The 22509-nt window shown below is 61.7% G+C and carries 16 protein-coding genes; 11 read left to right on the top strand and 5 right to left on the bottom strand.

The features are described from left to right. The first annotated feature begins 86 nt into the window (after positions 1–86). Positions 87–923, top strand: coding sequence for a 23S rRNA (adenine(2030)-N(6))-methyltransferase RlmJ (locus HX817_RS01720; RefSeq protein ID WP_003209435.1), 837 nt, complete (start codon positions 87–89; stop codon positions 921–923). A 134-nt stretch (positions 924–1057) separates the two neighbouring features. On the opposite strand, the gene msrA is transcribed toward HX817_RS01720, so the two are convergent. The 4 genes from msrA to aceE all read right to left on the bottom strand — a co-directional run bounded on the left by msrA (position 1058) and on the right by aceE (position 9089). Beyond that, entirely contained in the window at positions 1058–1705 is a 648-nt protein-coding gene (gene msrA, locus HX817_RS01725) for a peptide-methionine (S)-S-oxide reductase MsrA (RefSeq protein ID WP_003209436.1), read from the bottom strand. Positions 1706–1779: 74 nt separating this feature from the next. After that, entirely contained in the window at positions 1780–4470 is a 2691-nt protein-coding gene (locus HX817_RS01730) for a bifunctional diguanylate cyclase/phosphodiesterase (RefSeq protein ID WP_177036449.1), read from the bottom strand. A gap of 315 nt (positions 4471–4785) precedes the next feature. After that, positions 4786–6432, bottom strand: coding sequence for a dihydrolipoyllysine-residue acetyltransferase (aceF, locus tag HX817_RS01735; protein ID WP_177039696.1), 1647 nt, complete (start codon positions 6430–6432; stop codon positions 4786–4788). Positions 6433–6443: 11 nt separating this feature from the next. Next, positions 6444–9089 carry a pyruvate dehydrogenase (acetyl-transferring), homodimeric type gene (gene aceE / locus HX817_RS01740; RefSeq protein ID WP_003209439.1) on the bottom strand — a complete coding sequence of 882 codons (2646 nt, stop codon included), beginning with the start codon at positions 9087–9089 and terminating at the stop codon, positions 6444–6446. Between the two features lie 383 nt (positions 9090–9472). Here aceE and glnE point away from each other — a divergent pair, with 383 nt between their 5' ends. The 8 genes from glnE to HX817_RS01780 are packed head-to-tail and all read left to right on the top strand — an operon-like array spanning position 9473 to position 19414. Continuing rightward, a complete protein-coding gene (glnE, locus tag HX817_RS01745) occupies positions 9473–12412 on the top strand; it encodes a bifunctional [glutamate--ammonia ligase]-adenylyl-L-tyrosine phosphorylase/[glutamate--ammonia-ligase] adenylyltransferase (protein WP_102367964.1) in 2940 nt (979 codons plus the stop codon). 55 nt (positions 12413–12467) lie between these two features. Then, positions 12468–13502 (top strand): lipopolysaccharide heptosyltransferase II, encoded by a 1035-nt coding sequence (gene waaF / locus HX817_RS01750; RefSeq protein ID WP_177039697.1) that lies wholly within the window; start codon positions 12468–12470, stop codon positions 13500–13502. Between the two features lies 1 nt (position 13503). Then, positions 13504–14562, top strand: coding sequence for a lipopolysaccharide heptosyltransferase I (waaC, locus tag HX817_RS01755; protein WP_003209442.1), 1059 nt, complete (start codon positions 13504–13506; stop codon positions 14560–14562). Then, entirely contained in the window at positions 14562–15686 is a 1125-nt protein-coding gene (locus tag HX817_RS01760) for a glycosyltransferase family 4 protein (protein WP_177039698.1), read from the top strand. The genes waaC and HX817_RS01760 overlap by 1 nt, the downstream gene beginning before the upstream one ends. After that, positions 15683–16489 carry a lipopolysaccharide core heptose(I) kinase RfaP gene (gene rfaP / locus HX817_RS01765; RefSeq protein ID WP_177039699.1) on the top strand — a complete coding sequence of 269 codons (807 nt, stop codon included), beginning with the start codon at positions 15683–15685 and terminating at the stop codon, positions 16487–16489. The genes HX817_RS01760 and rfaP overlap by 4 nt, the downstream gene beginning before the upstream one ends. Next, entirely contained in the window at positions 16489–17223 is a 735-nt protein-coding gene (locus HX817_RS01770; protein WP_003209451.1) for a lipopolysaccharide kinase InaA family protein, read from the top strand. Before rfaP ends, HX817_RS01770 begins: the two co-directional genes overlap by 1 nt. Continuing rightward, positions 17220–17972, top strand: a complete 753-nt coding sequence (locus HX817_RS01775) for a lipopolysaccharide kinase InaA family protein (RefSeq protein ID WP_008439156.1) — start codon at positions 17220–17222, stop codon at positions 17970–17972. The genes HX817_RS01770 and HX817_RS01775 overlap by 4 nt, the downstream gene beginning before the upstream one ends. After that, positions 17972–19414: a lipopolysaccharide kinase InaA family protein gene (locus tag HX817_RS01780; RefSeq protein WP_177008306.1), complete on the top strand. Its 1443-nt coding sequence runs from the start codon at positions 17972–17974 to the stop codon at positions 19412–19414. The genes HX817_RS01775 and HX817_RS01780 overlap by 1 nt, the downstream gene beginning before the upstream one ends. Before the next feature lie 66 nt (positions 19415–19480). Here the strand turns inward: HX817_RS01780 and HX817_RS01785 are convergent, their stop codons facing one another. Further along, positions 19481–21571 carry a TonB-dependent receptor gene (locus HX817_RS01785; protein ID WP_177039700.1) on the bottom strand — a complete coding sequence of 697 codons (2091 nt, stop codon included), beginning with the start codon at positions 21569–21571 and terminating at the stop codon, positions 19481–19483. Positions 21572–21728: 157 nt separating this feature from the next. On the opposite strand from HX817_RS01785, the gene HX817_RS01790 reads away from it, so the two are divergent. Next, positions 21729–22061, top strand: a complete 333-nt coding sequence (locus HX817_RS01790; protein ID WP_010169294.1) for a YceK/YidQ family lipoprotein — start codon at positions 21729–21731, stop codon at positions 22059–22061. Positions 22062–22114: 53 nt separating this feature from the next. After that, positions 22115–22468 carry a YceK/YidQ family lipoprotein gene (locus tag HX817_RS01795; RefSeq protein ID WP_008439144.1) on the top strand — a complete coding sequence of 118 codons (354 nt, stop codon included), beginning with the start codon at positions 22115–22117 and terminating at the stop codon, positions 22466–22468. Positions 22469–22509 lie beyond the last annotated feature (41 nt).

Consider the following 22509-nt stretch of genomic DNA (forward strand, 5'->3'; position numbering starts at 1 on the left):
GTTTGCGGCATAAGCGCCACCTGACGCGCAGCCCTGCACCTTTGCCTGCGTAAAAGGTAAACTTCGCCCCCTGCGCAGGAGCAACCATGAATTATCGTCACGCCTATCACGCCGGCAACCACGCCGATGTCTTCAAACACCTGACCTTGACCCGCCTCATCGCCCTGATGTCGCGCAAGGAGCAGCCGTTTGCCTATCTCGACACCCACGCCGGCATTGGTCTGTACGACCTGCAGGGCGACCAGGCGAACCGTACCGGTGAATACCTGGAAGGCATCGCCCGCCTGTGGGGCCAGGCCGACCTGCCGCCGCTGACCGCCGATTACATGCGTGTGCTGCACGAGATGAACCCGGATGGCGAGTTGCGCTACTACCCGGGTTCGCCGGAGCTGGCGCGACGCCTGACTCGTCCTCAGGACCGCGTGCTGCTCAACGAAAAGCACCCGGAAGACGGCCTGCTGCTCAAGGACAACATGAAGGGTGATCGTCGGGTGAAAGTCCACCTTGGCGAAGGTTGGCACGTGCCACGGGCATTGCTGCCGGTGCCGGAAAAGCGTGCGTTGATGTTGATAGACCCGCCGTTCGAGAAGCTCGACGAGATGCAGCGCTGCGCCGCGTCCCTCAAGGAAGCCGTGAGCCGGATGCGCCAGACGGTGGCTGCGATCTGGTACCCGGTGAAGGACCAGCGCATGCTGCGCCGCTTCTACCAGGACCTGGCCGGTACCGGTGCGCCGAAGTTGCTGCGGGTGGAATTGCTGGTGCATCCGCTGGACACGCCCAACACCCTGACCGGTTCGGGTCTGGCGATTGCCAATCCGCCGTGGGGGCTGGAGGAGGAGTTGCGTGAGCTGCTGCCGTGGTTGTCCAAGCAGCTTGGGCAAACCCAGGGTGGCTGGCAGATGGATTGGCTTATCGCCGAGTAAGCCAATCGCAAGGTATTGAAGACCCAATGTGGGAGCGGGCTTGCTCGCGAAAGCGGTGTATCAGAAACACATTCAGTGACTGACACTCCGCTTTCGCGAGCAAGCCCGCTCCCACATTTTTATCGGTGTCGCTCTTAGATCGGGCAGGTCACGCCGGTGCCGCCGATTCCGCAGTAACCCTGCGGATTCTTCGCCAGGTACTGCTGGTGGTACGCCTCGGCGAAATACACCGTCGGCGCTTCTTCGATTTCGGTGGTGATGGTGCCCAGGCCGGCCTTGGTCAATTCCGCCTGATAAGCCTCTGCGCTGGCCTTCGCCGCCTCCAGGTGCTCCGGCTTGACCGCGTAGATCACCGAACGATACTGGCTGCCGATGTCATTGCCCTGGCGCATGCCCTGGGTCGGGTTGTGCAGTTCCCAGAACATTTTCAGCAGCTCTTCGTAGCTGATCTTGTCCTGGTCAAACACCACCAACACCACTTCGCTGTGGCCGGTCAGGCCCGAGCAGACTTCTTCATACGTCGGGTTCGGCGTGTAGCCGCCGGCATAGCCCACCACCGTGCTGACCACACCGTCGCGCTGCCAGAAACGACGCTCTGCACCCCAGAAGCAACCCAGGCCGAAGATCGCAAACTCTACGTTGTCGACAAAGGGGCCCAGCAGGGGGTTGCCGTTGACGAAGTGCGTCTCGGGCAGCGACATCGGGGTTTCACGGCCAGGCAAAGCTTGTTCTTGAGTGGGAAGCACGTTTTTATTCACCAGGATTTCCGAGCGCAAGACCATGATCAGTCCTCTCAGTCAGATTGAGTTACAAGTAAGAGTTCAGACTGCCAGTGTGCCCGAGTGTTACCGCGCTGTCAGGCGATTGGCCCGCGAGGATAGCGTTTAAGCATCGTCAGCAGCTCGGCCCCCGGGATTGGCCGGTCGAACAGGTAGCCCTGGCCGACGTCGCAACGGTGGCGGCGCAGGAACGCCAGCTGCTCGGCGGTCTCGATGCCTTCGGCCACCACCTTGAGCTTGAGGTTGTGGGCCATGGCGATCACCGCCGAGGTGATTTCCATGTCGTCCTGGTTGTCCGGGATTTCATGGATGAAGCTGCGATCAATCTTGATGATGTCGATCGGGAATTTTTTCAGGTAGCTCAGCGACGAGTAACCGGTACCGAAGTCATCCATCGCCAGGGTCAAGCCGAAGCTCTTCAGTTGGTCCAGTTGCAGGCGCGTGTCTTCGGTGGCTTCCAGCAGCAGGCCTTCGGTCAACTCCAGTTCCAGCAGGTTGGCCGGCAACTGTTCTTCCTTGAGGATCGTGGCAATCGAGGCCACCAGGTCCGGGTCGGAAAACTGCTTGGGCGACAGGTTGATCGCCACTTGCAGGTTGCCCATGCCGGCAGCGGTCAGTTGTCGGCTCATGCGGCAGGCCTGGCGGGCGATCCATTTGCCGATGGGGATGATCAGCCCGGTCTCTTCAGCCACGCTGATGAATTGATCGGGGCGGATCATGCCCTTTTCCGGATGGTTCCAGCGTAACAACGCTTCCATCCCCAGCAGACGACCGCTGCGCAGGCACAGCTTGGGCTGGTAGAACACGTCCAGTTCGTTCTGGGTCAGGGCGCGGCGCAGATTGTTTTCCACGAACAGCTTGTAGCTGGCTTCGGCATTCAGCGCTTCGGTAAATACCTGCACCTGGTGTTTGCCGTTGGCCTTGGCCTTGTGCAGCGCCAGGCCGGCGTTGCGCATCAGGGTCTGCGGGTCACGGCCATGCAGCGGCGCGCAGGCGAGGCCCACGGAGCCGGTGACGCTGATCAGCTGGTTGTCGACGAACATCGGCTTGTCGAGGGTGGCCAGCAACTGGCTGGCGACCTGCTGGCCGGTTTCAAGGTCGGTATCGTCCAGCAGCACGGCAAATTCGTTACTGGCAAACCGCGCCAGGCTGCCACTGGCGGTCAGGCTGTTGCGCAGGCGCCGGGCCAGGCTGATCAGCAGCTTGTCGCCGGTCTGGTGGCCGAGGCTGTCGTTGATCCGCTTGAAGTTGTCGATGTCCACCAGCAGCAGGCTGATGGGGCTGTCGCTGTCCCGGGCAAAGCGTTCGTCCAGGTTGCGGATGAACGCCGGGCGGTTGCCCAGGTTGGTCAGGTTGTCGGTGTAGGCCAGCCGCTCGATGCGCTGCTGGGCCAGCTTGGTCTGGGTGATGTCTTCGTAGATGCCGATGTAATGGGTCAACTCACGGTTGTCGCCATAAACCTTGGAGATCGACAACTGGCCCCAGTAGGGTTCGAGGTTCTTGCGCCGGCTCTTGAACTCGCCTTGCCAACTGTTGCTCTTGGCCAGGCTTGAAGGCGCGTCGAACAGCAGCTCGCTTAGGTTCTCCAGCGCCGGCAGTTCCGACAGCTGGTGGCCGTGGACTTCTTCGGTGCTGTACTGGGTGATCGCGGTAAAGCTGGGGTTGACGTATTCCACCACGCCGTCGCAATTGACCAGCAGGAACGCATTGGCGCTTTGCTCCACGGCTCGCTGGAACAAGTGCAGGGCACTGGTGGCGGTGCGGCGGTTGTGGTTGTTGATCACCTGGGCGAACTGGTCGGCCAGCTCGCCGGCAAAGGCGATCTCGTCGGACTGCCAGACGCGGGTGCTGCCACTTTGCTCCAGGCACAACACGCCGACCACGTTGCCATCGACGCGGATGCTGGCGTCGAGCATGGCGTGGATGTCCCGCGGGCGCAGACTCTCGGCCATTTCACGCGTGCGTGGGTCGCGCATGGCGTTGGTGGCGTCGATCGCACGGCTGGTTTGCAGGGCTTCCAGGTAATCCGGGAAGCCACTGGCATCGATAGACTCTGGCAGGTGGTGCTGCTGATCGGCGCGGTGATAAGCGGAAATCGGCACCAGATGCTGGTTTTCGAGGTTCCAGATGCTCGCGCAGTCGATCTGGTAGATATCGCAGGCACTGCGGGTGATCAGCTCGGCGGCTTCCTGCAGCGAGTTGTTGGTGCTGTAGCGCTGGCGGGCCAGCAGCAGGATCAATTCCTGCTGGGCGCGTACCCGCTCAAGGTGTTGCAGTTGTTCCTGCTGGGCGCGCTGGTTGAGTTCCAGGGCAATCTGCAAGCGGCTGTTCTGGCTCTCCAGGTCTGCCGCAGGGGCCGGTGGGAGATCACTGAACAGGCCGTCGACCACCATCAGGTAGCCGCGCAGCAGGTGACGATTGTGTTGTTTGTAGGCTTCACCCAGTTCCAGCAGGCTCAACGGGCCGTCGTTGGTGTGCAGGGTGTAGCGCACCAGGTAATGCGGGCTGATGGTCAGCTGTTCCTGGATCGCATCATGCAGCTGATAGCGCGCCTGGGGCTCCATCAGGCTGGCGTAGGGCGAGCCGATCAGGGCGCACAGTTCCATCGCGGGCAGGCCGAACTGGCGTTCGCAATTGGGGTCGAGGTACAGCAGGGCCCAGCTAGCCTCATTAAGCCGCTCGAAACGCAGCATACCGAGGCGCGAAGGCACCGGTAATTGCGTCACTACCTCGGCCGCCGTACGGGCGACATCGGGTTGGCTTTTCATGGGGAAACTCGCTTGGAAAAATGCGCATCGCGCCGGGCTCACGCCCTCTTTACTGTTGCCTGCGGCAAGGTTGCATCATGCAGCACAGGCTGACAAGAGAGGATGAAGGCTAAGTGCTATAAGTGGGTTATCGGCCAGCGAGCGGTTTTCTGCAACCGGGGTGATGGGCGGTGTACAACCTCGATTTCCGTGTCCAGGTTTTCCCTGGAAAGCAGGCAAAAAAAGCCCCGCCAATTGGCGGGGTTGAGGTACGAGCGTGGCGCTCGGAAATCGTTGAAGCCAGGTCTTCTGCATGGGCAGAAGACCTGTTGTGGCTTAAAGCAGGATGGTGCGGATGTCGTTCAGCAACTGGCTCAGGCGCTGGGTGAAGCGTGCGGCAGCCGCGCCGTTGATCACACGGTGATCGTAGGACAGCGACAGTGGCAGCATCAGCTTCGGCTGGAACGCTTTACCGTCCCACACAGGCTGGATAGTGGCCTTGGAAACACCCAGGATCGCCACTTCCGGCGCGTTGACGATTGGCGTGAAGCCAGTGCCGCCAATGTGCCCGAGGCTGGAGATGGTGAAGCACGCGCCCTGCATGTCGTCCGGGGTGAGCTTCTTGTCGCGGGCCTTGGCAGCCAGTGCAGCAGCCTCAGCGGCAAGCTGCAGCAGGCTCTTCTGGTCGACGTTCTTGATGACCGGTACCAGCAGGCCATCCGGAGTGTCGACGGCAAAGCCGATGTGCACGTACTTCTTGCGAATGATCGCCTTGCCGCTTGGCGCCAGCGAACTGTTGAAGTCCGGCAGCTCCTTGAGCAAATGTGCGCAAGCCTTGAGCAGCAGGGGCAGCACGGTCAGCTTCACGCCGGCCTTCTCGGCCACGGCTTTCTGCGCAACGCGGAATGCTTCCAGGTCGGTGATGTCGGCCTGGTCGAACTGGGTCACGTGCGGGATGTTCAGCCAGCTGGCGTGCAGGCCGGCCGCGCCGATTTGCATCAGGCGGGTCATCGGCACTTCTTCGATTTCGCCGAAGCGGCTGAAGTCGACGGTGCGGATCGGCGGAATGCCCGAGCCACCGGTAGCAGCGCCGGCAGCCGGAGCTTCCTTGGCCTTCTGCATCATGGATTTGACGTAAACCTGCACGTCTTCCTTGAGCACGCGACCGTGAGGACCGCTGGCGGTTACCGCGCTCAACTCGACGCCGAATTCACGGGCCAGTTGGCGCACGGCAGGGCCGGCATGAACCTTGGCACCGCTTGGCGCAGGTGCAGCCGCCGGAGCCGGTGCGGCCTCGGCTTTTGCAGCAGGCGCAGGCGCGGCAGCAGCCGGTGCGGCTTCAGCCTTGGCGGCCGGAGCAGCGGCGGCCGGAGCGGCAGCAGCAGGAGCCGAAGCGCCCGCTACTTTCAGCTTGAGGATGAAGTCACCAGTGCCGACTTCGTCTTCCAGCTTCACGGCAATGCTTTCCACCACACCGGCAGCCGGCGAAGGGATTTCCATGGAGGCCTTGTCGGACTCCAGGGTGATCAGCGATTGATCAGCTTCGACGGTGTCGCCGACTTTAACCAGCAGCTCGATGATCTTGGCCTTGCCCGACGAACCGATGTCCGGAACATGAATGTCCTGGACTGTTTCGGCGGCAGGTGCAGCCGCCGGAGCCGCAGGGGCCTCGGCAGCAGCGGCAGGCTTCTCGGCGGCAGGAGCCGGGGCAGCAGCAGGAGCGGCCGCCGCAGGGGCCGCATCAGCGGCACCTTCGATTTCCAGCTCAAGCAGTTCGTCGCCTTCTTTCAGGCGGTCGCCCAGCTTCACTTTCAGGCTTTTGACCACGCCGGCCTTGGGAGCAGGGATTTCCATGCTCGCCTTGTCCGATTCCAGGGTCAGGATGCTCTGGTCGGCTTCGACGGTGTCGCCGACCTTCACAAACAGTTCAATTACTTCACCTTCACCGCTGCCGATGTCAGGTACGCGAATGAGTTCGCTCACAGAAAGTCTCCTCAGCAGTCCAGTGGGTTGCGTTTTTCCGGGTTGATCCCGAACTTGACGATAGCGTCTGCTACCACCTTGGGTTCGATTTCACCACGGTCAGCCAAGGCTTCCAGGGCTGCCAACACCACGAAGTGACGGTCGACTTCGAAGAAGTGACGCAGCTTCTTGCGGCTGTCACTACGGCCGAAACCGTCGGTGCCCAGGACTTTGAATTCCTTGGACGGTACCCACTGACGAATTTGTTCAGCAAACAGCTTCATGTAGTCGGTAGAGGCGATAACCGGACCCTTACGGCCAGCCAGGCACTCTTCGACGTAGGTGCGCGCAGGCTTCTGGCCTGGGTGCAGGCGGTTGCTGCGCTCTACGGCCAGGCCGTCGCGACGCAGTTCGTTGAAGCTGGTAACGCTCCATACGTCAGCACCGACGTTGAACTCTTCACGCAGGATTTTTGCAGCTTCACGCACTTCGCGCAGGATGGTGCCGGAGCCCATCAGTTGCACGTGGTGAGCGGCTTCCTTGGTGTCTTCTTCGAGCAGGTACATGCCCTTGATGATGCCTTCCTCGACACCGGCCGGCATGGCTGGCTGCTGGTAGGACTCGTTCATCACGGTGATGTAGTAGAAAACGTCCTGCTGCTCTTCGGTCATCTTCTTCATGCCGTCCTGGATGATCACCGCCAGCTCATAGCCGTAGGTTGGATCAAAGGTGCGGCAGTTCGGGATGGTGCCCGCCAGGATGTGGCTGTGACCGTCTTCGTGTTGCAGGCCTTCGCCGTTCAGCGTGGTCCGCCCGGCAGTACCGCCGATCAGGAAGCCACGGGTACGGCTGTCGCCTGCTGCCCAAGCCAGGTCGCCAATACGCTGGAAACCGAACATCGAGTAGAAGATGTAGAACGGCAGCATCGGCTGGTTGTGGCTGGAGTACGAAGTACCGGCAGCGATGAAGGAGCTCATGGCGCCCGCTTCGTTGATGCCTTCTTCGAGGATCTGGCCCTTCTTGTCTTCCTTGTAGAACATCACCTGGTCTTTATCGACTGGCTCGTAGAGCTGGCCGACGGAGGAGTAGATGCCCAGCTGACGGAACATGCCTTCCATACCGAAGGTACGGGCTTCGTCCGGGATGATCGGCACGATACGCGAGCCGATTTCCTTGTCCTTGACCAACTGCGCGAGGATCCGCACGAAGGCCATGGTGGTGGAGATTTCACGGTCGCCCGAGCCGTCCAGGATCGCCTTGAGGGTATCCAGTGGCGGAGTCGGGATGTTGAAGCTCTTGGCGCGGCGCTGTGGCACGAAACCGCCCAGTGCAGTGCGACGCTCGCTGAGGTAGCGGGCTTCGGCGCTGTTTGGCTCCGGCTTGAAGAACGGCAGGTTCTCCAGCTCTTCGTCCTTGACCGGGATGTCGAAGCGGTCGCGGAACAACTTCAGGCTGTCGACATCGACTTTCTTGGTGTTGTGCGCAGTGTTCTTCGCTTCGCCGGCACCGGTGCCATAACCCTTGATGGTCTTGGCCAGGATGACGGTCGGTTGTTCTTTGTGGTTGACCGCTTCGTGGTACGCCGCGTAGACCTTGTACGGGTCGTGGCCGCCACGGTTGAGTTTCCAGATCTCGTCGTCGGACAGGTCTGCAACCATTGCCTTGAGTTCAGGCGTGTTGAAGAAGTGTTCACGTACGAACGCGCCGTCTTTGGCTTTGTAGTTCTGGTACTCGCCGTCGATGACTTCGTCCATGCGGCGTTGCAGGATGCCGTCGACGTCCTTGGCCAGCAGTGGGTCCCAGAAACGGCCCCAGATGACTTTGGTCACGTTCCACTGAGCACCACGGAACACGCCTTCGAGTTCCTGGATGATCTTGCCGTTGCCGCGAACCGGGCCGTCGAGGCGCTGCAGGTTGCAGTTGATGACGAAGATCAGGTTGTCCAGCTTCTCGCGGCCGGCCAGGGAGATGGCGCCCAGGGATTCCGGCTCGTCACACTCGCCGTCGCCCAGGAAGCACCAGACTTTCTGCTTGCCTTCAGGGATGAAGCCACGGGCTTCCAGGTACTTCATGAAGCGTGCCTGGTAGATCGCCTGGATCGGGCCCAGGCCCATGGATACCGTCGGGAACTGCCAGAAATCAGGCATCAGCCAAGGGTGCGGATAGGACGAGAGGCCCTGGCCGTCGACTTCCTGGCGGAAGTTGTTCATTTGTTCTTCGGTGATGCGGCCTTCCATGAACGCACGGGCGTAGACGCCTGGCGAGGTGTGGCCCTGGAAGTAGATCAGGTCGCCGCCATGTTCTTCGGTCGGGGCCTGGAAGAAGTAGTTGAAGCCGATGTCATACAGGGTTGCGCTGGAAGCGAAGCTGGAGATGTGACCGCCCAGGTCAGAATCTTTCAAGTTCGTGCGCATTACCATCGCCATGGCGTTCCAGCGTACCAGCGAGCGAATGCGGCGTTCCATGAACAGGTCGCCAGGCATGCGTGCTTCGTGGGTTACCGGGATGGTGTTGCGATACGGCGTGGTGATGGCGTAGGGCAGTTGCGAGCCGCTGCGGGTCGCGAGTTCGCCCATACGGGTCATCAGGTAGTGAGCACGGTCTTCGCCTTCTTTGTCGAGAACCGATTCCAGGGCGTCCAGCCATTCCTGGGTTTCGACGGGATCGAGGTCTTGCATGGCTTGCTCCAGGGCGGAAAGGCTACCAGAATCGGTTGCCTGAAGTTTGCGACTGGCCTTGTGGGCAGACGACATAAATTCTTGGATGGCCGAAGGTTGCTTCGGCGTCCTGTAGTTTTACTACAAATCGTCGGCCATTTCAGCCTTTCGAATGTATATACGAGTAGTAAAACTACACAAGACTGAGCGGATTGCTCGGTCTAGCTGGCGAGCATAATCGTTATTGTTGATCTTTTGCGAACAAGAAAGGGTAGAGATTTGATGTTGACTGCCAAAAAAGAAAAATTTTCAGCTATTTCTAACCTTTGTTCGACAGTCCTTCACCGAGCGTGGTTCTTGCGTTCACAGCTACAAGCCCTTTACGCGCCGATCAAGGATAGACCATGAGCCTTCCAATGCAGGCCGAACTCCCGGCCATCCTGCTTCCATTTGCCAAGCGGGCCGAGCAGTCATTTCGTGACGCCGTGGCCGGATTGGACGGCGATAATGGCCTTTCTGAGTGGACGCCGCAACGTTGGGCTGACTTCGCCCGTGTGTGCGCCGCCAGTGATTTCGTCATTGAACAGAGTGTTCGTGACCCTTTGATGTTGCTCGAGCTGGTGGCCTGGGGCGAACTGGACCGCAGCTTTGCCCCCGGCGAGCTGTGCGGGCAGATTGCAACGGCCGTGCAACAAGCCGAGACAGAAGACGAACTGGGCCGGGTTCTGCGCCGCCAGCGCACCCGCCAGCAGGTGCGGATCATCTGGCGCGACCTGACCCGACAGGCGGACCTGGTGCAAACCTGCCGCGACCTGTCGGACATGGCCGACGCCAGCATCGACCAGGCCTATCAGTGGTTGTACCAGCGCCACTGCGTATTGTTCGGCACACCCACGGGCCGTCGCAGCGGCGAACCGCAGCACATGGTCATCCTCGGCATGGGCAAGCTCGGCGCAGTGGAGCTGAACCTGTCGTCCGACATCGACCTGATCTTCGCCTATCCCGAAGGCGGCGACACGGTTGGCGTGAAGCGCTCGCTGGACAACCAGGAGTTCTTCATCCGCCTTGGTCAAAAACTGATCAAGGCCCTGGACCCGATGACCGTCGACGGCTTTGTGTTCCGGGTCGACATGCGCCTGCGACCTTACGGTTCAGCCGGGGCGCTGGTGCTCAGCTTCAACGCGCTGGAGCAGTACTACCAGGACCAGGGCCGCGACTGGGAACGCTACGCCATGATCAAGGCGCGGGTGGTGGCCGGTGACCAGGTGGCCGGTGCGCAACTTCTCGACATGCTGCGACCGTTTGTCTACCGGCGTTACCTGGACTTCTCCGCCATCGAAGCGCTGCGCACCATGAAGCAGCTGATCCAGCAGGAAGTGCGGCGCAAGGGCATGGCCGAGAACATCAAGCTCGGCTCGGGCGGCATCCGTGAAGTCGAATTTATCGCCCAGGCGTTCCAGCTGATCCACGGTGGCCGTGACCTGAGCCTGCAGCAGCGCCCACTGTTAAAAGTGCTGGGTACCCTGGAAGGCCAGGGTTACCTGCCGCCGGCGGTGGTCGCCGAGCTGCGCGATGGCTATGAATTCCTGCGCTACACCGAGCACGCGATCCAGGCGATCGCCGATCGCCAGACGCAGATGCTCCCGGATGGCACCGAAGACCAGGCGCGGATTGCCTTTATGCTGGGCTTTCCGGACTGGACCGCGTTTCATGAGCGCCTGATGTACTGGCGTGGCCGGGTGGACTGGCATTTCCGCCAGGTGATTGCCGATCCGGATGAAGAAGAGGGCGAAGAGAGCGAGTTGGTGGTGGGCGGTGAGTGGTTGCCGTTGTGGGAAGAGTCCCAGGACGAGGAAGCCGCCTGCCGTCAGTTGCAGGAAGGCGGTTTTACCGACGCGCCCAAAGCCTTGAAAACCCTGGCCGGCCTGCGCAGCAGTCCGCAATTGCGTGCCATGCAGCGCCTGGGTCGCGAGCGTCTGGATGCATTTATCCCGCGCTTGCTGGCCCAGGCCGTCGAACATGCCAACCCGGACCTGGTACTGGAGCGCGTCCTGCCCTTGGTCGAAGCCGTCGCCCGGCGTTCCGCTTATCTGGTGTTGCTGACGGAAAACCCCGACGCCCTGCGTCGCCTTCTGACCCTGTGCGCCGCCAGCCCGTGGATTGCCGAGCAGATCACTCGCTTCCCGCTGCTGCTGGACGAACTGCTCAACGAAGGCCGCCTGTTCAAGCCGCCGCTGGCGCCGGAACTGGCCGCCGAATTGCGCGAACGCCTGACGCGTATTCCCGAAGACGACCTTGAGCAGCAGATGGAAGCCCTGCGCCACTTCAAGCTGGCCCACCGCCTGCGGGTGGCCGCCTCGGAAATCGCTGGCAGCCTGCCGCTGATGAAAGTCAGCGACTACCTGACCTGGCTCGCCGAAGCCATCCTCGAACAAGTGCTGGCCCTGGCCTGGCGCCAGACGGTTGCCCGCTACGGCTCGCCGCAACGGGTGGACGGCACCTTGTGCGATCCTGGCTTCATCATTGTCGGTTATGGGAAAGTCGGCGGCATCGAATTGGGGCATGGTTCGGACCTGGACCTGGTGTTTATCCATGACGGTGACCCCCAGGCCGAAACCGACGGTGCCAAGCCGATCGATGGCGCGCAGTTCTTTACCCGGCTGGGGCAGCGAATCATTCATCTGCTGACCACCCAGACCAACTCGGGCCAGTTGTATGAAGTGGACATGCGCCTGCGGCCTTCGGGCGCATCCGGTTTGCTGGTGAGTTCCCTGGGCGCATTTGCGCGTTATCAGGAAAACGAAGCCTGGACCTGGGAGCACCAGGCGCTGGTGCGTGCGCGAGTGCTGGTAGGCAGTCAGGATGTGGGCCGTGCTTTCGAGCAGGTACGGGCGCAAGTGCTGGGCCGTGCGCAGGACCTGGACAAGCTGCGCCAGGAGGTCAGCGAGATGCGCGCCAAGATGCGCGACAACCTCGGCACCAAGTCCACGGCGGCGGGAACGGCGGCGAATGCCTTCGAACCCACGGCGTCGTTCGACCTCAAGCAGGACGCCGGAGGTATCGTCGATATTGAATTTATGGTGCAATACGCGGCTCTGGCGTGGTCTGCGCAACATCCATCGTTGCTGCGCTACACCGACAATATCCGCATTCTGGAAGGCCTGGAGCAGGTCGGGCTAATGCCCGCCGCCGATGCCCATTTGCTGCGCGAGGTGTATAAAGCCTACCGTTCCGCCGCTCACCGCCAGGCCCTGCAGAACGAGGCCGGTACGGTGGCCGGGGACCAGTTCGCTGACGAACGGCGCCAGGTGCAGCGAATCTGGCATGAACTGGGGTTAAGCTGAAACACTATATAAGGCGGGGAGGCATGAGCCTCCCCGTATCGTTTGTGGAAACTACATGAATATTCTGATCGTTGGGCCCAGTTGGGTCGGTGACATGGTGATGGCGCAGACACTGTTCCAGTGCCTCAAGCAACGTCATCCCGACTGCCAAATCGACGTGCTCGCCCCCGAGTGGAGCCGGCCGATCCTTGAGCGCATGCCCGAGGTGCGTCAGGCCTTGAGCTTCCCGCTCGGCCACGGCGCGCTGGAGCTGGCGACCCGTCGACGCATCGGCAAGTCCCTGGCCGGCCGGTACGATCAGGCGATCCTGTTGCCCAACTCGATGAAGTCGGCACTGGTGCCGTTCTTCGCCGGTATTGCCAAACGCACCGGCTGGCGTGGCGAGTTTCGCTATGGCCTGCTCAACGATGTGCGCAAGCTCGACAAGGCCCGTTACCCGCTGATGATCGAGCGCTTCATGGCCCTGGCCTACGCGCCGGGAGCCGAGTTGCCTGCACCGTATCCACGTCCGAGCCTGCAAATCGACCCGGTCACCCGGGATGCGGCCCTGGCGAAGTTTGGCCTGGAGCTGGACCGTCCGGTGCTGGCGCTGTGCCCTGGCGCCGAGTTTGGCGAGTCCAAGCGCTGGCCTTCGGAGCATTACGCCAAGGTTGCGGAGATGAAGATTCGCGAGGGCTGGCAAGTCTGGTTGTTCGGCTCGAAAAACGATCATTCGGTGGGCGAGGATATTCGCCAGCGCTTGATCCCGGGGCTGCGCGAAGAGGCGGTCAACCTGAGCGGCGACACATCCCTGGCCGAGGCCATCGACCTGCTGTCCTGTGCCGACTCGGTGGTGTCCAACGACTCCGGCCTGATGCACGTGGCCGCGGCGCTGAACCGCCCGCTGGTGGCAGTGTATGGCTCGACGTCTCCCGGGTTTACCCCACCGCTGGCCGACAAGGTCGAAGTGGTGCGCCTGGGCCTGGATTGCAGCCCGTGTTTTGATCGCACCTGCCGCTTCGGCCACTACAACTGCCTGCGCCAGTTGCTGCCGCAACCTGTCAGCGACGCGTTGCAGCGGTTGCAGGGCACTGTGGTCGAGGTTCGTTAAGTTGCGGGTTCTGGTAATCAAGACCTCATCCCTGGGCGATGTGATTCATGCCTTGCCGGCGTTGACCGACGCGGCGCGGGCGATCCCGGGCATCCGGTTTGACTGGGTGGTGGAAGAAGGCTTCGCCGAGATTCCCACCTGGCACCCGGCGGTGGACAAGGTGATCCCGGTGGCGATCCGCCGCTGGCGCAAGAACCTCTGGCAGACCTTCAAGAGTGGCGAATGGCGGCGCTTCAAGAAGAGCGTGCAGTCGACCAAATACGACCTGGTGATCGACGCCCAGGGCCTGCTGAAAAGTGCCTGGCTGACCCGCTACGTACGTGCCCCGGTGGCCGGTTTCGACAAACAGTCGGCTCGCGAGCCATTGGCGGCGCACTTCTATTCCCGACGCCTGGCCGTGGCCCGTGGGCAGCACGCGGTGGAGCGCTTGCGCCAGCTGTTTGCCGTCGCCCTCGGTTATGACCTGCCAAAAGGCCTGGGCGACTACGGCCTCAGTGTCGACAAGCTGCTGGGCCTGCCGCCGAAAAAACCGTTTGTACTGCTGCTGCACGGCACCACCTGGGACACCAAGCACTGGCCGGAAGCCTACTGGCGCGACCTGGCCGAGCGCATGGACCGCTTTGGCGTGGACGTGAAGTTGCCGTGGGGCAATGCCGCCGAAAAAGCCCGGGCTGAACGCCTGGCCCAGGGCCTGAAAAACGCCGAAGTGCTGCCCAGGCTGAACCTCGCGGGCGTGGCCCGGGTGCTGGCGGGTGCGAAGGCGTGTGTTGCGGTCGACACCGGCCTTGGCCACTTGGCCGCAGCGCTGGATGTGCCAACGATTTCCCTGTTCGGCCCTACCAATCCTGGCCTGACCGGGGCTTATGGCAAGGCGCAGATTCACCTGGCCAGCGACTTCCCGTGTGCGCCTTGCCTGCAAAAGAAATGCACTTATCAACCGACTGCCGAAGACCAGCGTCGGTTCGATCTCAAGCGCGAGTGGCCCCTGTGCTTCACTCGCCTGAACCCTGAGCGTGTCGCAACTCGTTTAAGCACGTTGTTACTGGCTGAGGAACACTGATGCAACTGGCTTTTGTCCTCTACAAATACTTCCCCTTTGGTGGCCTGCAGCGCGACTTCATGCGTATTGCCCTGGAGTGCCAGCAGCGCGGGCATCAGATTCGCGTCTATACGCTGATCTGGGAGGGTGACGTGCCGCTGGGCTTTGAAGTACTGGTGGCGCCGGTCAAGGCGCTGGTCAACCATCGGCGCAATGAAAAGCTCTACGCCTGGATCCAGGCCGACCTGGCCAAGCGCCCGGTGGACCGCGTGGTGGGCTTCAACAAGATGCCGGGGCTGGACCTGTACTTCGCCGCCGACGGCGTGTTCGAAGACAAGGCGCAGAACCTGCGCAACCCGATGTATCGCTGGTTCGGCCGGTACAAGCACTTTGCCGAATACGAGCGTGCAGTGTTCGACAAAGACGCCAAGACGCAGATCATGGTGCTGTCCGAACACCAGCAGCAGCTGTTCACCCAGTATTACGGGACCCAGGCCGAGCGTTTTCATTTGTTGCCGCCGGGCATCGCCCGCGACCGCCGCGCGCCGCCCAATGCTGCCGAGATCCGCGCCGAGTTTCGTCGCGAATTCGGCCTGGCCGACGATGATTTGCTGCTGGTGCAGATTGGCTCGGGCTTCAAGACCAAGGGCGTCGATCGCAGCCTCAAGGCCGTGGCCGCGCTGCCGTCGAGCCTGAAGAAACGCACCCGGCTATTTGTAATCGGCCAGGACGACCCCAAAGTATTCCAATTGCAGAGTGCTGCGCTGGGCCTGGGCGACCAGGTGCAGTTCTTCAAGGGCCGCAGCGATATCCCGCGCTTTCTGCTGGGCGCTGACCTGTTGATCCACCCCGCGTACAACGAGGCGGCCGGCATGGTGCTGATCGAAGCGGTGGTCGCCGGCCTCCCGGTGCTGGTGAGCAAGGTCTGCGGCTACGCGTTTTACATCGACAAGGCCCAGAGTGGGCGGGTGTTGGACGAACCGTTCGAGCAGGCCCAGCTCAACCAGTACCTGGTGGATATGCTCGACGATCCACAAGCGCGCGCGGCGTGGAGCCGCAATGGTCTGGCCTTCGCTGAGACGGCCGACCTCTATAGCATGCCGCAGTACGCTGCGGACCTGATTCTGGCGGAGCCAAACCGATGAAGTTGATTCTTGCCGAACCGTTCAAGACCCTGTGGGCCGGACGCGATGCGTTCGCCGAAGTCGAGAAGCTGGACGGCCAGGTGTTTCGTGAGCTGGCCGCGCGCCGTACCCTGCGTACGGAAGTGGAAGGCCGCCATTATTTTGTAAAGATCCACCGGGGAATTGGCTGGGGTGAAATCCTCAAGAACCTGATCACGGCCAAGTTGCCTGTCTTGGGCGCGGGCCAGGAGTGGGACGCGATCCAGCGCCTGCATGAACTCGGCGTGCCCACCATGACCGGCGTGGCCTTTGGTGAAAAGGGCAGCAACCCGGCCGACCAGCACTCGTTCATCGTCACTGAAGAGCTGGCGCCTATCGTCAGCCTTGAAGACCTGACCATGGACTGGGTCAAACAGCCGCCCGTGCCGGCGATTCGGCATGCCTTGACCGTTGAGCTTGCGCGCACCCTGGGCACGATGCACCGGGGGGGCGTGAACCATCGTGATTGCTACCTGTGCCACTTCCTGTTGCACACCGACCAGCCGGTTACCGTGCACAACATCAAGCTCTCGGTGATCGACCTGCACCGTGCCCAGGTGCGTTCGAAGATTCCCCGGCGCTGGCGTGATAAGGATCTGGCGGGGCTTTACTACTCCGCCCTGGAGATCGGTTTGACCCGGCGCGACAAACTGCGGTTTCTCAAGGCGTACTTCCAGCAACCTTTGCGCCAGATCCTGGGCGAGCAAAGCGCGCTGCTGTCGGCGTTGGAACGCATGGCCGCCAAGCTTTACGCACGCAAGCAACGATACGGGGATGCGCTCTGATGGCGGGTTGGAACCTGGAACCCGCTTACGCCGCCCTGGCGGATGACTTTGGTAGCCTGGAAGCCGTGTTCGCCCTGCAAGGCGAGCGGCTGACCCGCGATCCGTTGTCCGAAGTGATTCGCGTGGAGCGCGGCGGGGTCAACTATTACGTCAAGCGCTACGTCGGTGCAGGCAAGGGGTTGCGCCGCTATCTGGGCAAGCCACGAGTCAAGTCCGAATGGCAGAACCTCAAGCGCTTCGCCAAGTGGGGCATACCCACCGCCGATGTGATCGCCTGGGGCCTGGAGCGTAAAGGCCTGGCGTATCACCGCGGGGCGATGATCACGCGCGAGCTGCCGAAGACTGAAGACTTGTCGGCATTGGCCGAGCGCAATGACCCGCAACTGTCAGACCCGGTGTGGGTCAACAAGATCAGTCGCCAGCTCGCTGAATACACGCGGACCATGCACGACCACCGGTTTACCCACAACGATTTGAAGTGGCGCAATTTGTTGGTGGATGACCAGCAAACCCTGTACCTGATTGATTGCCCCAACGGCGATTTCTGGCGCGGGTTCTGGCTCAAATACCGCATCACCAAGGACCTGGCCTGCCTGGACAAGGTCGCCAAGTATCACTTGTCGGCCACCCAGCGCCTGCGCTTCTACATGCAATACCGTCAGCGCAAACACTTGAGCGCGGCGGACAAACAGCGAATTCGCCACGTGGTGAAGTTTTTCGAGGGGCGAGAATGAGTGATTTCCTGGCGGCCGAAGATCGAGCATTGCTTGAGCGCAACGGCCTCGGCACTTTCGACGCGCTGTGGGCCAAGCAACTGGATGCGGTGGACGAGCCCAATACCAGCCGCGGCGGCTGGAGCAGCGTGTTTCGCCTCGAACTCGAAGGCCAGGGCTACTACCTCAAGCGCCAGAGCAACTACCTGACGCGCACCTTGCACCGCCCGTTTGGCGAGCCGAGTTTTGCCCGCGAATTTCGTAATATCAGCCGCTATCGGCAATTGGGTATTCCGGCATTGCAGGCGGCGTTTTTCGGTGAGCGCAAAGTGGCCGGAGAGCATCGGGCGATGTTGCTGACCCGGGCGCTGGATGGTTGGAATGACCTGGATTCATTGCTGGAGCAATGGTCTGAGTTGAGCGACGTGCAGCAGCGGGCAATCCTGCTGGCCTGCGGTCAGCTTGCTCGTCAGTTGCACAGCGTGGGCCAGGTGCATGGCTGTTTTTATCCCAAGCATATTTTCCTGCAGGCCACCGGCGACGGGTACGCGGCGCAGTTGATCGACCTGGAGAAAACCCGCCCGCTGCTGTTCGGCTGGCGTGACCGGGTCAAGGACCTGGAACCGCTGTTGCGCCGTGCGCCGCAATGGTCGGACGATCAGGTTCGCCAGCTGTTGGCGGCCTACCTGGACCAGCCGCAGGACAGCGCATTGGTTGCCACCTGGCACCAGCGCCTGGCGGCCCGGCGCAGTCACAAGGAGAACCGCTGATGCGTTTGTCCGAACTGAAAAATGCTGGCCGCACGCCAAGCCTGCCCCTGAGCATCGAACTGGCAGACGCTGCCGGGCCTGGGCAGTTGCAACTGCTGAGCCTGCTGCGGGTATTGCCGGGCCAGCGTTATGTCGGCGCAGCTGTGTGGCGCGGGCGCCCGGTGCTGGCCAAATTGTTGGTGGGCAGCAAGGCGGCGCGGCATTTTCAGCGTGAACTCAAGGGCGTGCGGCTGTTGGCCGAGCAAGGCCTGACCACGCCGCTGTTGCTGGCCGATGGTCTGCAAGAGGGTGAGGGCGGTTGGCTGCTGTTCGAGTTTCTTGAAGGCGCCGACAGCCTGGCTGATGCTTGGCAGGCTGTTGAGCACCTGCCGCCGCTGGCTGACCAGCAGCAAGCGGTGCTCGCCGAAGCGCTGGGTGCGATTGCGCAGATGCACGCCAAGGGCCTGTGGCAGGAAGACCTGCACCTGGACAACCTGCTGCGTCAGGACGGCAAACTGTATTTGATCGACGGCGCCGGGATCTGTGTCGAAGAGGCGGGCAAACCGCTGTCGCGCAACCGGGTGCTGGAAAACCTTGGGGTGTTTTTCGCGCAGTTGCCGAAAAACCTCGAGCCGTTTACCGAAGAGTTGCTGGTGTATTACCTGCTGAGCAATGGCGAACACGCGTTGCCGCTCGAAGCGTTGCAGAAGCAGGTACGCAAGGTCAGCGTCTGGCGCTTGAAGGATTTCCTGAGCAAGGTTGGCCGGGAGTGCACGCTGTTCAGCGTCGTGCGCGGGCCGTTCGCCTTGCGCGCGACTCGTCGTGAGGAAGAAGCGGCGATGCTGCCGGTGCTGGCGCAGGCCGATGCGCTGCTGGACCAGGGCCATCTGTATAAAACCGGCGGGGCGGCCAGTGTCGCCAAGGTCGAGGTGGCCGGCCGGCCGTTGGTGATCAAGCGCTACAACATCAAGGGCTTTGCCCATTGGCTCAAGCGCTTCTGGCGCCCGAGCCGGGCCTGGCATTCGTGGCGCGAAGGCAATCGCCTGGCGTTCCTCGGCATCGCCACGCCCAAGCCGCTGGCGTTGCTGGAAAAGCGCTTCCTGTGGCTGCGCAGCCGCGCGTATCTGGTGACCGAGTACCTGCCGGGGCCGGACATCATCGAGCGGTTCGCGCCGTATGTTGAGAGTGGCGAGGCACCCGAGGCCGAATTGCAGGCCCTGGATAATTTGTTCGCAGAGTTGATCCGCGAGCGCATCAGCCATGGGGATTTCAAGGGGCATAACCTGTTCTGGCACACGGATCGCTGGGCGCTGATCGACCTGGATTCGATGTGTCAGCACACGTCCTTGAGCAGCTTCGCTCCGGCATATGCCAGGGATCGGGCAAGGTTTATGCGTAACTGGCCTGAGAGCAGTGCGTTGTATCGGGTGATTGATCAGCGGTTGCCAAAGGCAGTGGGCTAGGGGTTTAGGGCCGCTGCACGGCCCAACGGGAGCAAGCTCCCTCGCCACAAGTTCGATGGTCAGTTTCTAAAATGTGTACTCGGCGCCGGCGCCTGCATACCACGAGCGTCCCGGCGCTGCTTCGTAATAGCGGCCGTTGCCGTCTCCGACAATCACCGACCCCACATATTGGCGATCCAGCAAGTTATCCAGGCGCAGGGTCTGGTGGAACGTCCAGTGCTCCACCTTCTGCTCAAAGCGTGCACGCCAGTTGAACACGCTGTAGCCCGGTGCCGCGTGTTGCTGGTTGGTGTCTTCGACGTAGACCTTGCTGCGGTACATGCCTTCCACGGCGGTGCTGACCCAGTCCCGGGGTTTCCAGTTGAGCTCGGCGAATAGTGTGGTTTGCGGCACACCGGGGAGGTAGTTGCCTTTGTCCACCGGTTTGCCGCCACCGATGAAGTCGCTGTCGTAAGTGGCTTGCAAGCGGGTGTAGGCGATGTTGGTGCTCCACTGCTCGCTGAGCTGGCTTTCGATGCCCAGCTCGAAGCCGCGGCGCAGGGTGCGGCCGGCGTTCTGGTAGCTGGTGCGGCCGCCGATCGATTGGTCCACCACCAGCTCGTCCTCGGTGGTGATCTGGAAGACAGCGGCGTTGACCCGGGTGTCGTTCAACTGTGCCTTCAAGCCCACTTCATACTGCGTGCTTTCCGACGGCTTCAGGCCGAAGTTGAACCCTTCGATGTTGCCCGGCGCGTACGCCAGTTCCGCCTGGGTTGGCGTCTCGAACCCCTTGCCGGCACTGACGTAGCCGTGCAGGTCGGGCGTGAAGGCGTACATCACGCTCACGGACGGTGTGTTCTTCTGATAGGTCTTGTTGCCGCTGGAGTCGCCGTTGCTCAGGAACTGGTCGTCGACATCCAGTTCCATGGTGCTGTGGCGTACCCCGGCTTGCAGGGTCCAGCGATTGATGGCCCAGTTGGCCTGGATGTAGGGGTCGAGGCTGCGGGCGGTGTCGATTTCATCCCGGCGCAACTGGCCTTTTACGCCAAGGGTGCTGCCGCTGTAGTTCTGGTAGCCGTGGCGGCTGTCTTCGCTCTGGTCGAAATCCAGGCCGGTGATGATCATCAGCTCGCCCGGCACGCTGTCGACCGGTTGCATCCAGCGCACGGAGCCGCCGTAGAACTTGCGGTCGAACTGCACCACGCCGCCGCCGCGTTCGTTGGCGGGCGTTCCCTTGGGAATCGACAGGTACTGAATCACGCTCCGTCGCCCGGTATAGGCATTCACCTGCAGTGTGGCATCACCGAAATACCGCTCGTAATTCATCCCCAGTTGCTGGTGGTCGATGCTTTTGCGGGTGTTGTACAGCTCGGCGGCGCTGCTGACCGAGCGCGGGTCGGCCTTGTACGCATCCCACGCCTGCCCCAGCGGATCCTGCGTGCCGTTCTGTTCCAGGCTGCTGTAGATCAGCGCCAGTTTGCTGTCTTCATCGGGCTCGAAATTGAGCTTGGCAAAGGTCTGGTCGCGGCGGGCGCTGCTGTGGTCGCGATAACCGTCGGTGTCCATGCGCGAGGCGTCCAGCACGAAGCCTGCGCCGTCTGCCGCGCCTTCGGCGGTGAGGTGGTTCTTGCTCAGGCCGTCACTGCCCACCAGCGTCTCGGCACCGATGCGCGGCGGGCCTTCGCCGTTGCGGGAGAACATCTGGATCACGCCGCCGGCATTGCTGCCATACAGCGTGGCGGCCGGGCCGCGCAGGACTTCGATGCGCTCGGCGGTGTCGAGGTTGAACGTCGCCGCCTGGCCCTGACCGTCCGGGGTGCTGGCGGGTATGCCGTCGGCGATCAGCTTGATACCGCGCACACCAAATGCCGAGCGAGCACCGAAGCCACGGGAGGAAATCTGCAAGTCCTGGGCGTAGTTCTGGCGATTTTGAACCACCAGGCCGGGCACGCGGGACAGTGCCTCTGAAGCATTGATGCCCAGTTGGCCATCGCTGATTTGCTCACGGCTGATGCTGTCCACCGAATACGGCAGGTCAAACGACGGGCTGGCACTGCGCGAACCGGTGACCACGCTGGGGTCCAGGACCAGTGGCGCTTCATCGGCCTGGGCGCTGCTGTACAGGCCAAGCAGTCCGGGAAGCAGCATCGCAAATCGAGTGGGTACAACAACTTTCATGAGTAAACCAGCATCCATGGCGCACAAAAGTGCGCGAGTTTAACGATTCAGCCAGCTTTTGCCATTTCGGAATCTTCTTACATGGCGCGGCGGTGCGTGGGGTCTGGGTCGCCAACAGGGCCGATGTTAGCGTTGCTGGCCATTCAGAGGGCTTGCCATGACGCTAAAAATGACTGCTGCGCTAAGCATTGGAATCCTTGTGTTGAGCGGCTGCGGAACGGCCAATACGCTGTTGCGCGAAGACGCGGCGGCGGCACGTGAACTCAGGAAGCAAAAAACCTACTGCCAGTCGATTCCCCGTGTCTACAGCGGGGTTGCCTTTGATTTCTGCCTGCTGCACGCCGCGCCGGACCTCACTGGCGTGCTGATGCCATTCGTTCTATTGGATATAACGGTCTCGGGCATTGTTGATACAGTGGTCCTGCCCTATACGGTCTACAAGCAAGGTACCGATGGCAACATCAGTATCTATTGGCGCCCGGGTTCATAAACGGATCCGGCAAGGTTGTATGGGGCAGGGATGAATGCCCACACTTATGCCAAATGGAGTTGTCCGTGAGTCTTGCAACCAGAGTCCTTCTCGCCGCTGTACTGGTATCCACCACCGGTTGCGGCACCATCAACACGGTGTTTCGCCCGGACGCCGTTGCCAGCCAGAACCTCAAGGAATCGCGCAGTTATTGTGAAAACGTGCCGCGTATCTACAGTGGGGTGATCTACGGTTTCTGCACCTTGAACGGCGCGCCCGACACCACCAAAGAGCACACGCGCGATGCCTCCGGCTCCCTGCCGATCTTCGCCGCCGAGCTCGTGGCCTCCGGCTTGCTCGACACCCTCGTGCTGCCCTACACGGTCTACCGCCAGAACAGGGACGGCAGCATCGAGATTTTCCGCTAGGCCTGCAGTGACAACCGGTCGCCACAATCCCTAGATCATCC

It is taken from the genome of Pseudomonas sp. C6002 (assembly GCF_013385805.1).
Taxonomy (GTDB): domain Bacteria; phylum Pseudomonadota; class Gammaproteobacteria; order Pseudomonadales; family Pseudomonadaceae; genus Aquipseudomonas.

Excerpts from the sequence above, each read along its gene's own strand:
- HX817_RS01730 (WP_177036449.1), bottom strand. The coding sequence starts at position 4,470 with ATGAAAAGCCAACCCGATGTCGCCCGTACGGCGGCCGAGGTAGTGACG.
- HX817_RS01790 (WP_010169294.1), top strand. The coding sequence starts at position 21,729 with ATGACGCTAAAAATGACTGCTGCGCTAAGCATTGGAATCCTTGTGTTG.
- aceE (WP_003209439.1), bottom strand. The coding sequence starts at position 9,089 with ATGCAAGACCTCGATCCCGTCGAAACCCAGGAATGGCTGGACGCCCTG.
- msrA (WP_003209436.1), bottom strand. The coding sequence starts at position 1,705 with ATGGTCTTGCGCTCGGAAATCCTGGTGAATAAAAACGTGCTTCCCACT.
- HX817_RS01775 (WP_008439156.1), top strand. The coding sequence starts at position 17,220 with ATGAGTGATTTCCTGGCGGCCGAAGATCGAGCATTGCTTGAGCGCAAC.
- rfaP (WP_177039699.1), top strand. The coding sequence starts at position 15,683 with ATGAAGTTGATTCTTGCCGAACCGTTCAAGACCCTGTGGGCCGGACGC.
- HX817_RS01780 (WP_177008306.1), top strand. The coding sequence starts at position 17,972 with ATGCGTTTGTCCGAACTGAAAAATGCTGGCCGCACGCCAAGCCTGCCC.
- HX817_RS01795 (WP_008439144.1), top strand. The coding sequence starts at position 22,115 with ATGGAGTTGTCCGTGAGTCTTGCAACCAGAGTCCTTCTCGCCGCTGTA.
- waaF (WP_177039697.1), top strand. The coding sequence starts at position 12,468 with ATGAATATTCTGATCGTTGGGCCCAGTTGGGTCGGTGACATGGTGATG.
- HX817_RS01785 (WP_177039700.1), bottom strand. The coding sequence starts at position 21,571 with ATGAAAGTTGTTGTACCCACTCGATTTGCGATGCTGCTTCCCGGACTG.
- HX817_RS01720 (WP_003209435.1), top strand. The coding sequence starts at position 87 with ATGAATTATCGTCACGCCTATCACGCCGGCAACCACGCCGATGTCTTC.
- HX817_RS01760 (WP_177039698.1), top strand. The coding sequence starts at position 14,562 with ATGCAACTGGCTTTTGTCCTCTACAAATACTTCCCCTTTGGTGGCCTG.
- glnE (WP_102367964.1), top strand. The coding sequence starts at position 9,473 with ATGAGCCTTCCAATGCAGGCCGAACTCCCGGCCATCCTGCTTCCATTT.
- HX817_RS01770 (WP_003209451.1), top strand. The coding sequence starts at position 16,489 with ATGGCGGGTTGGAACCTGGAACCCGCTTACGCCGCCCTGGCGGATGAC.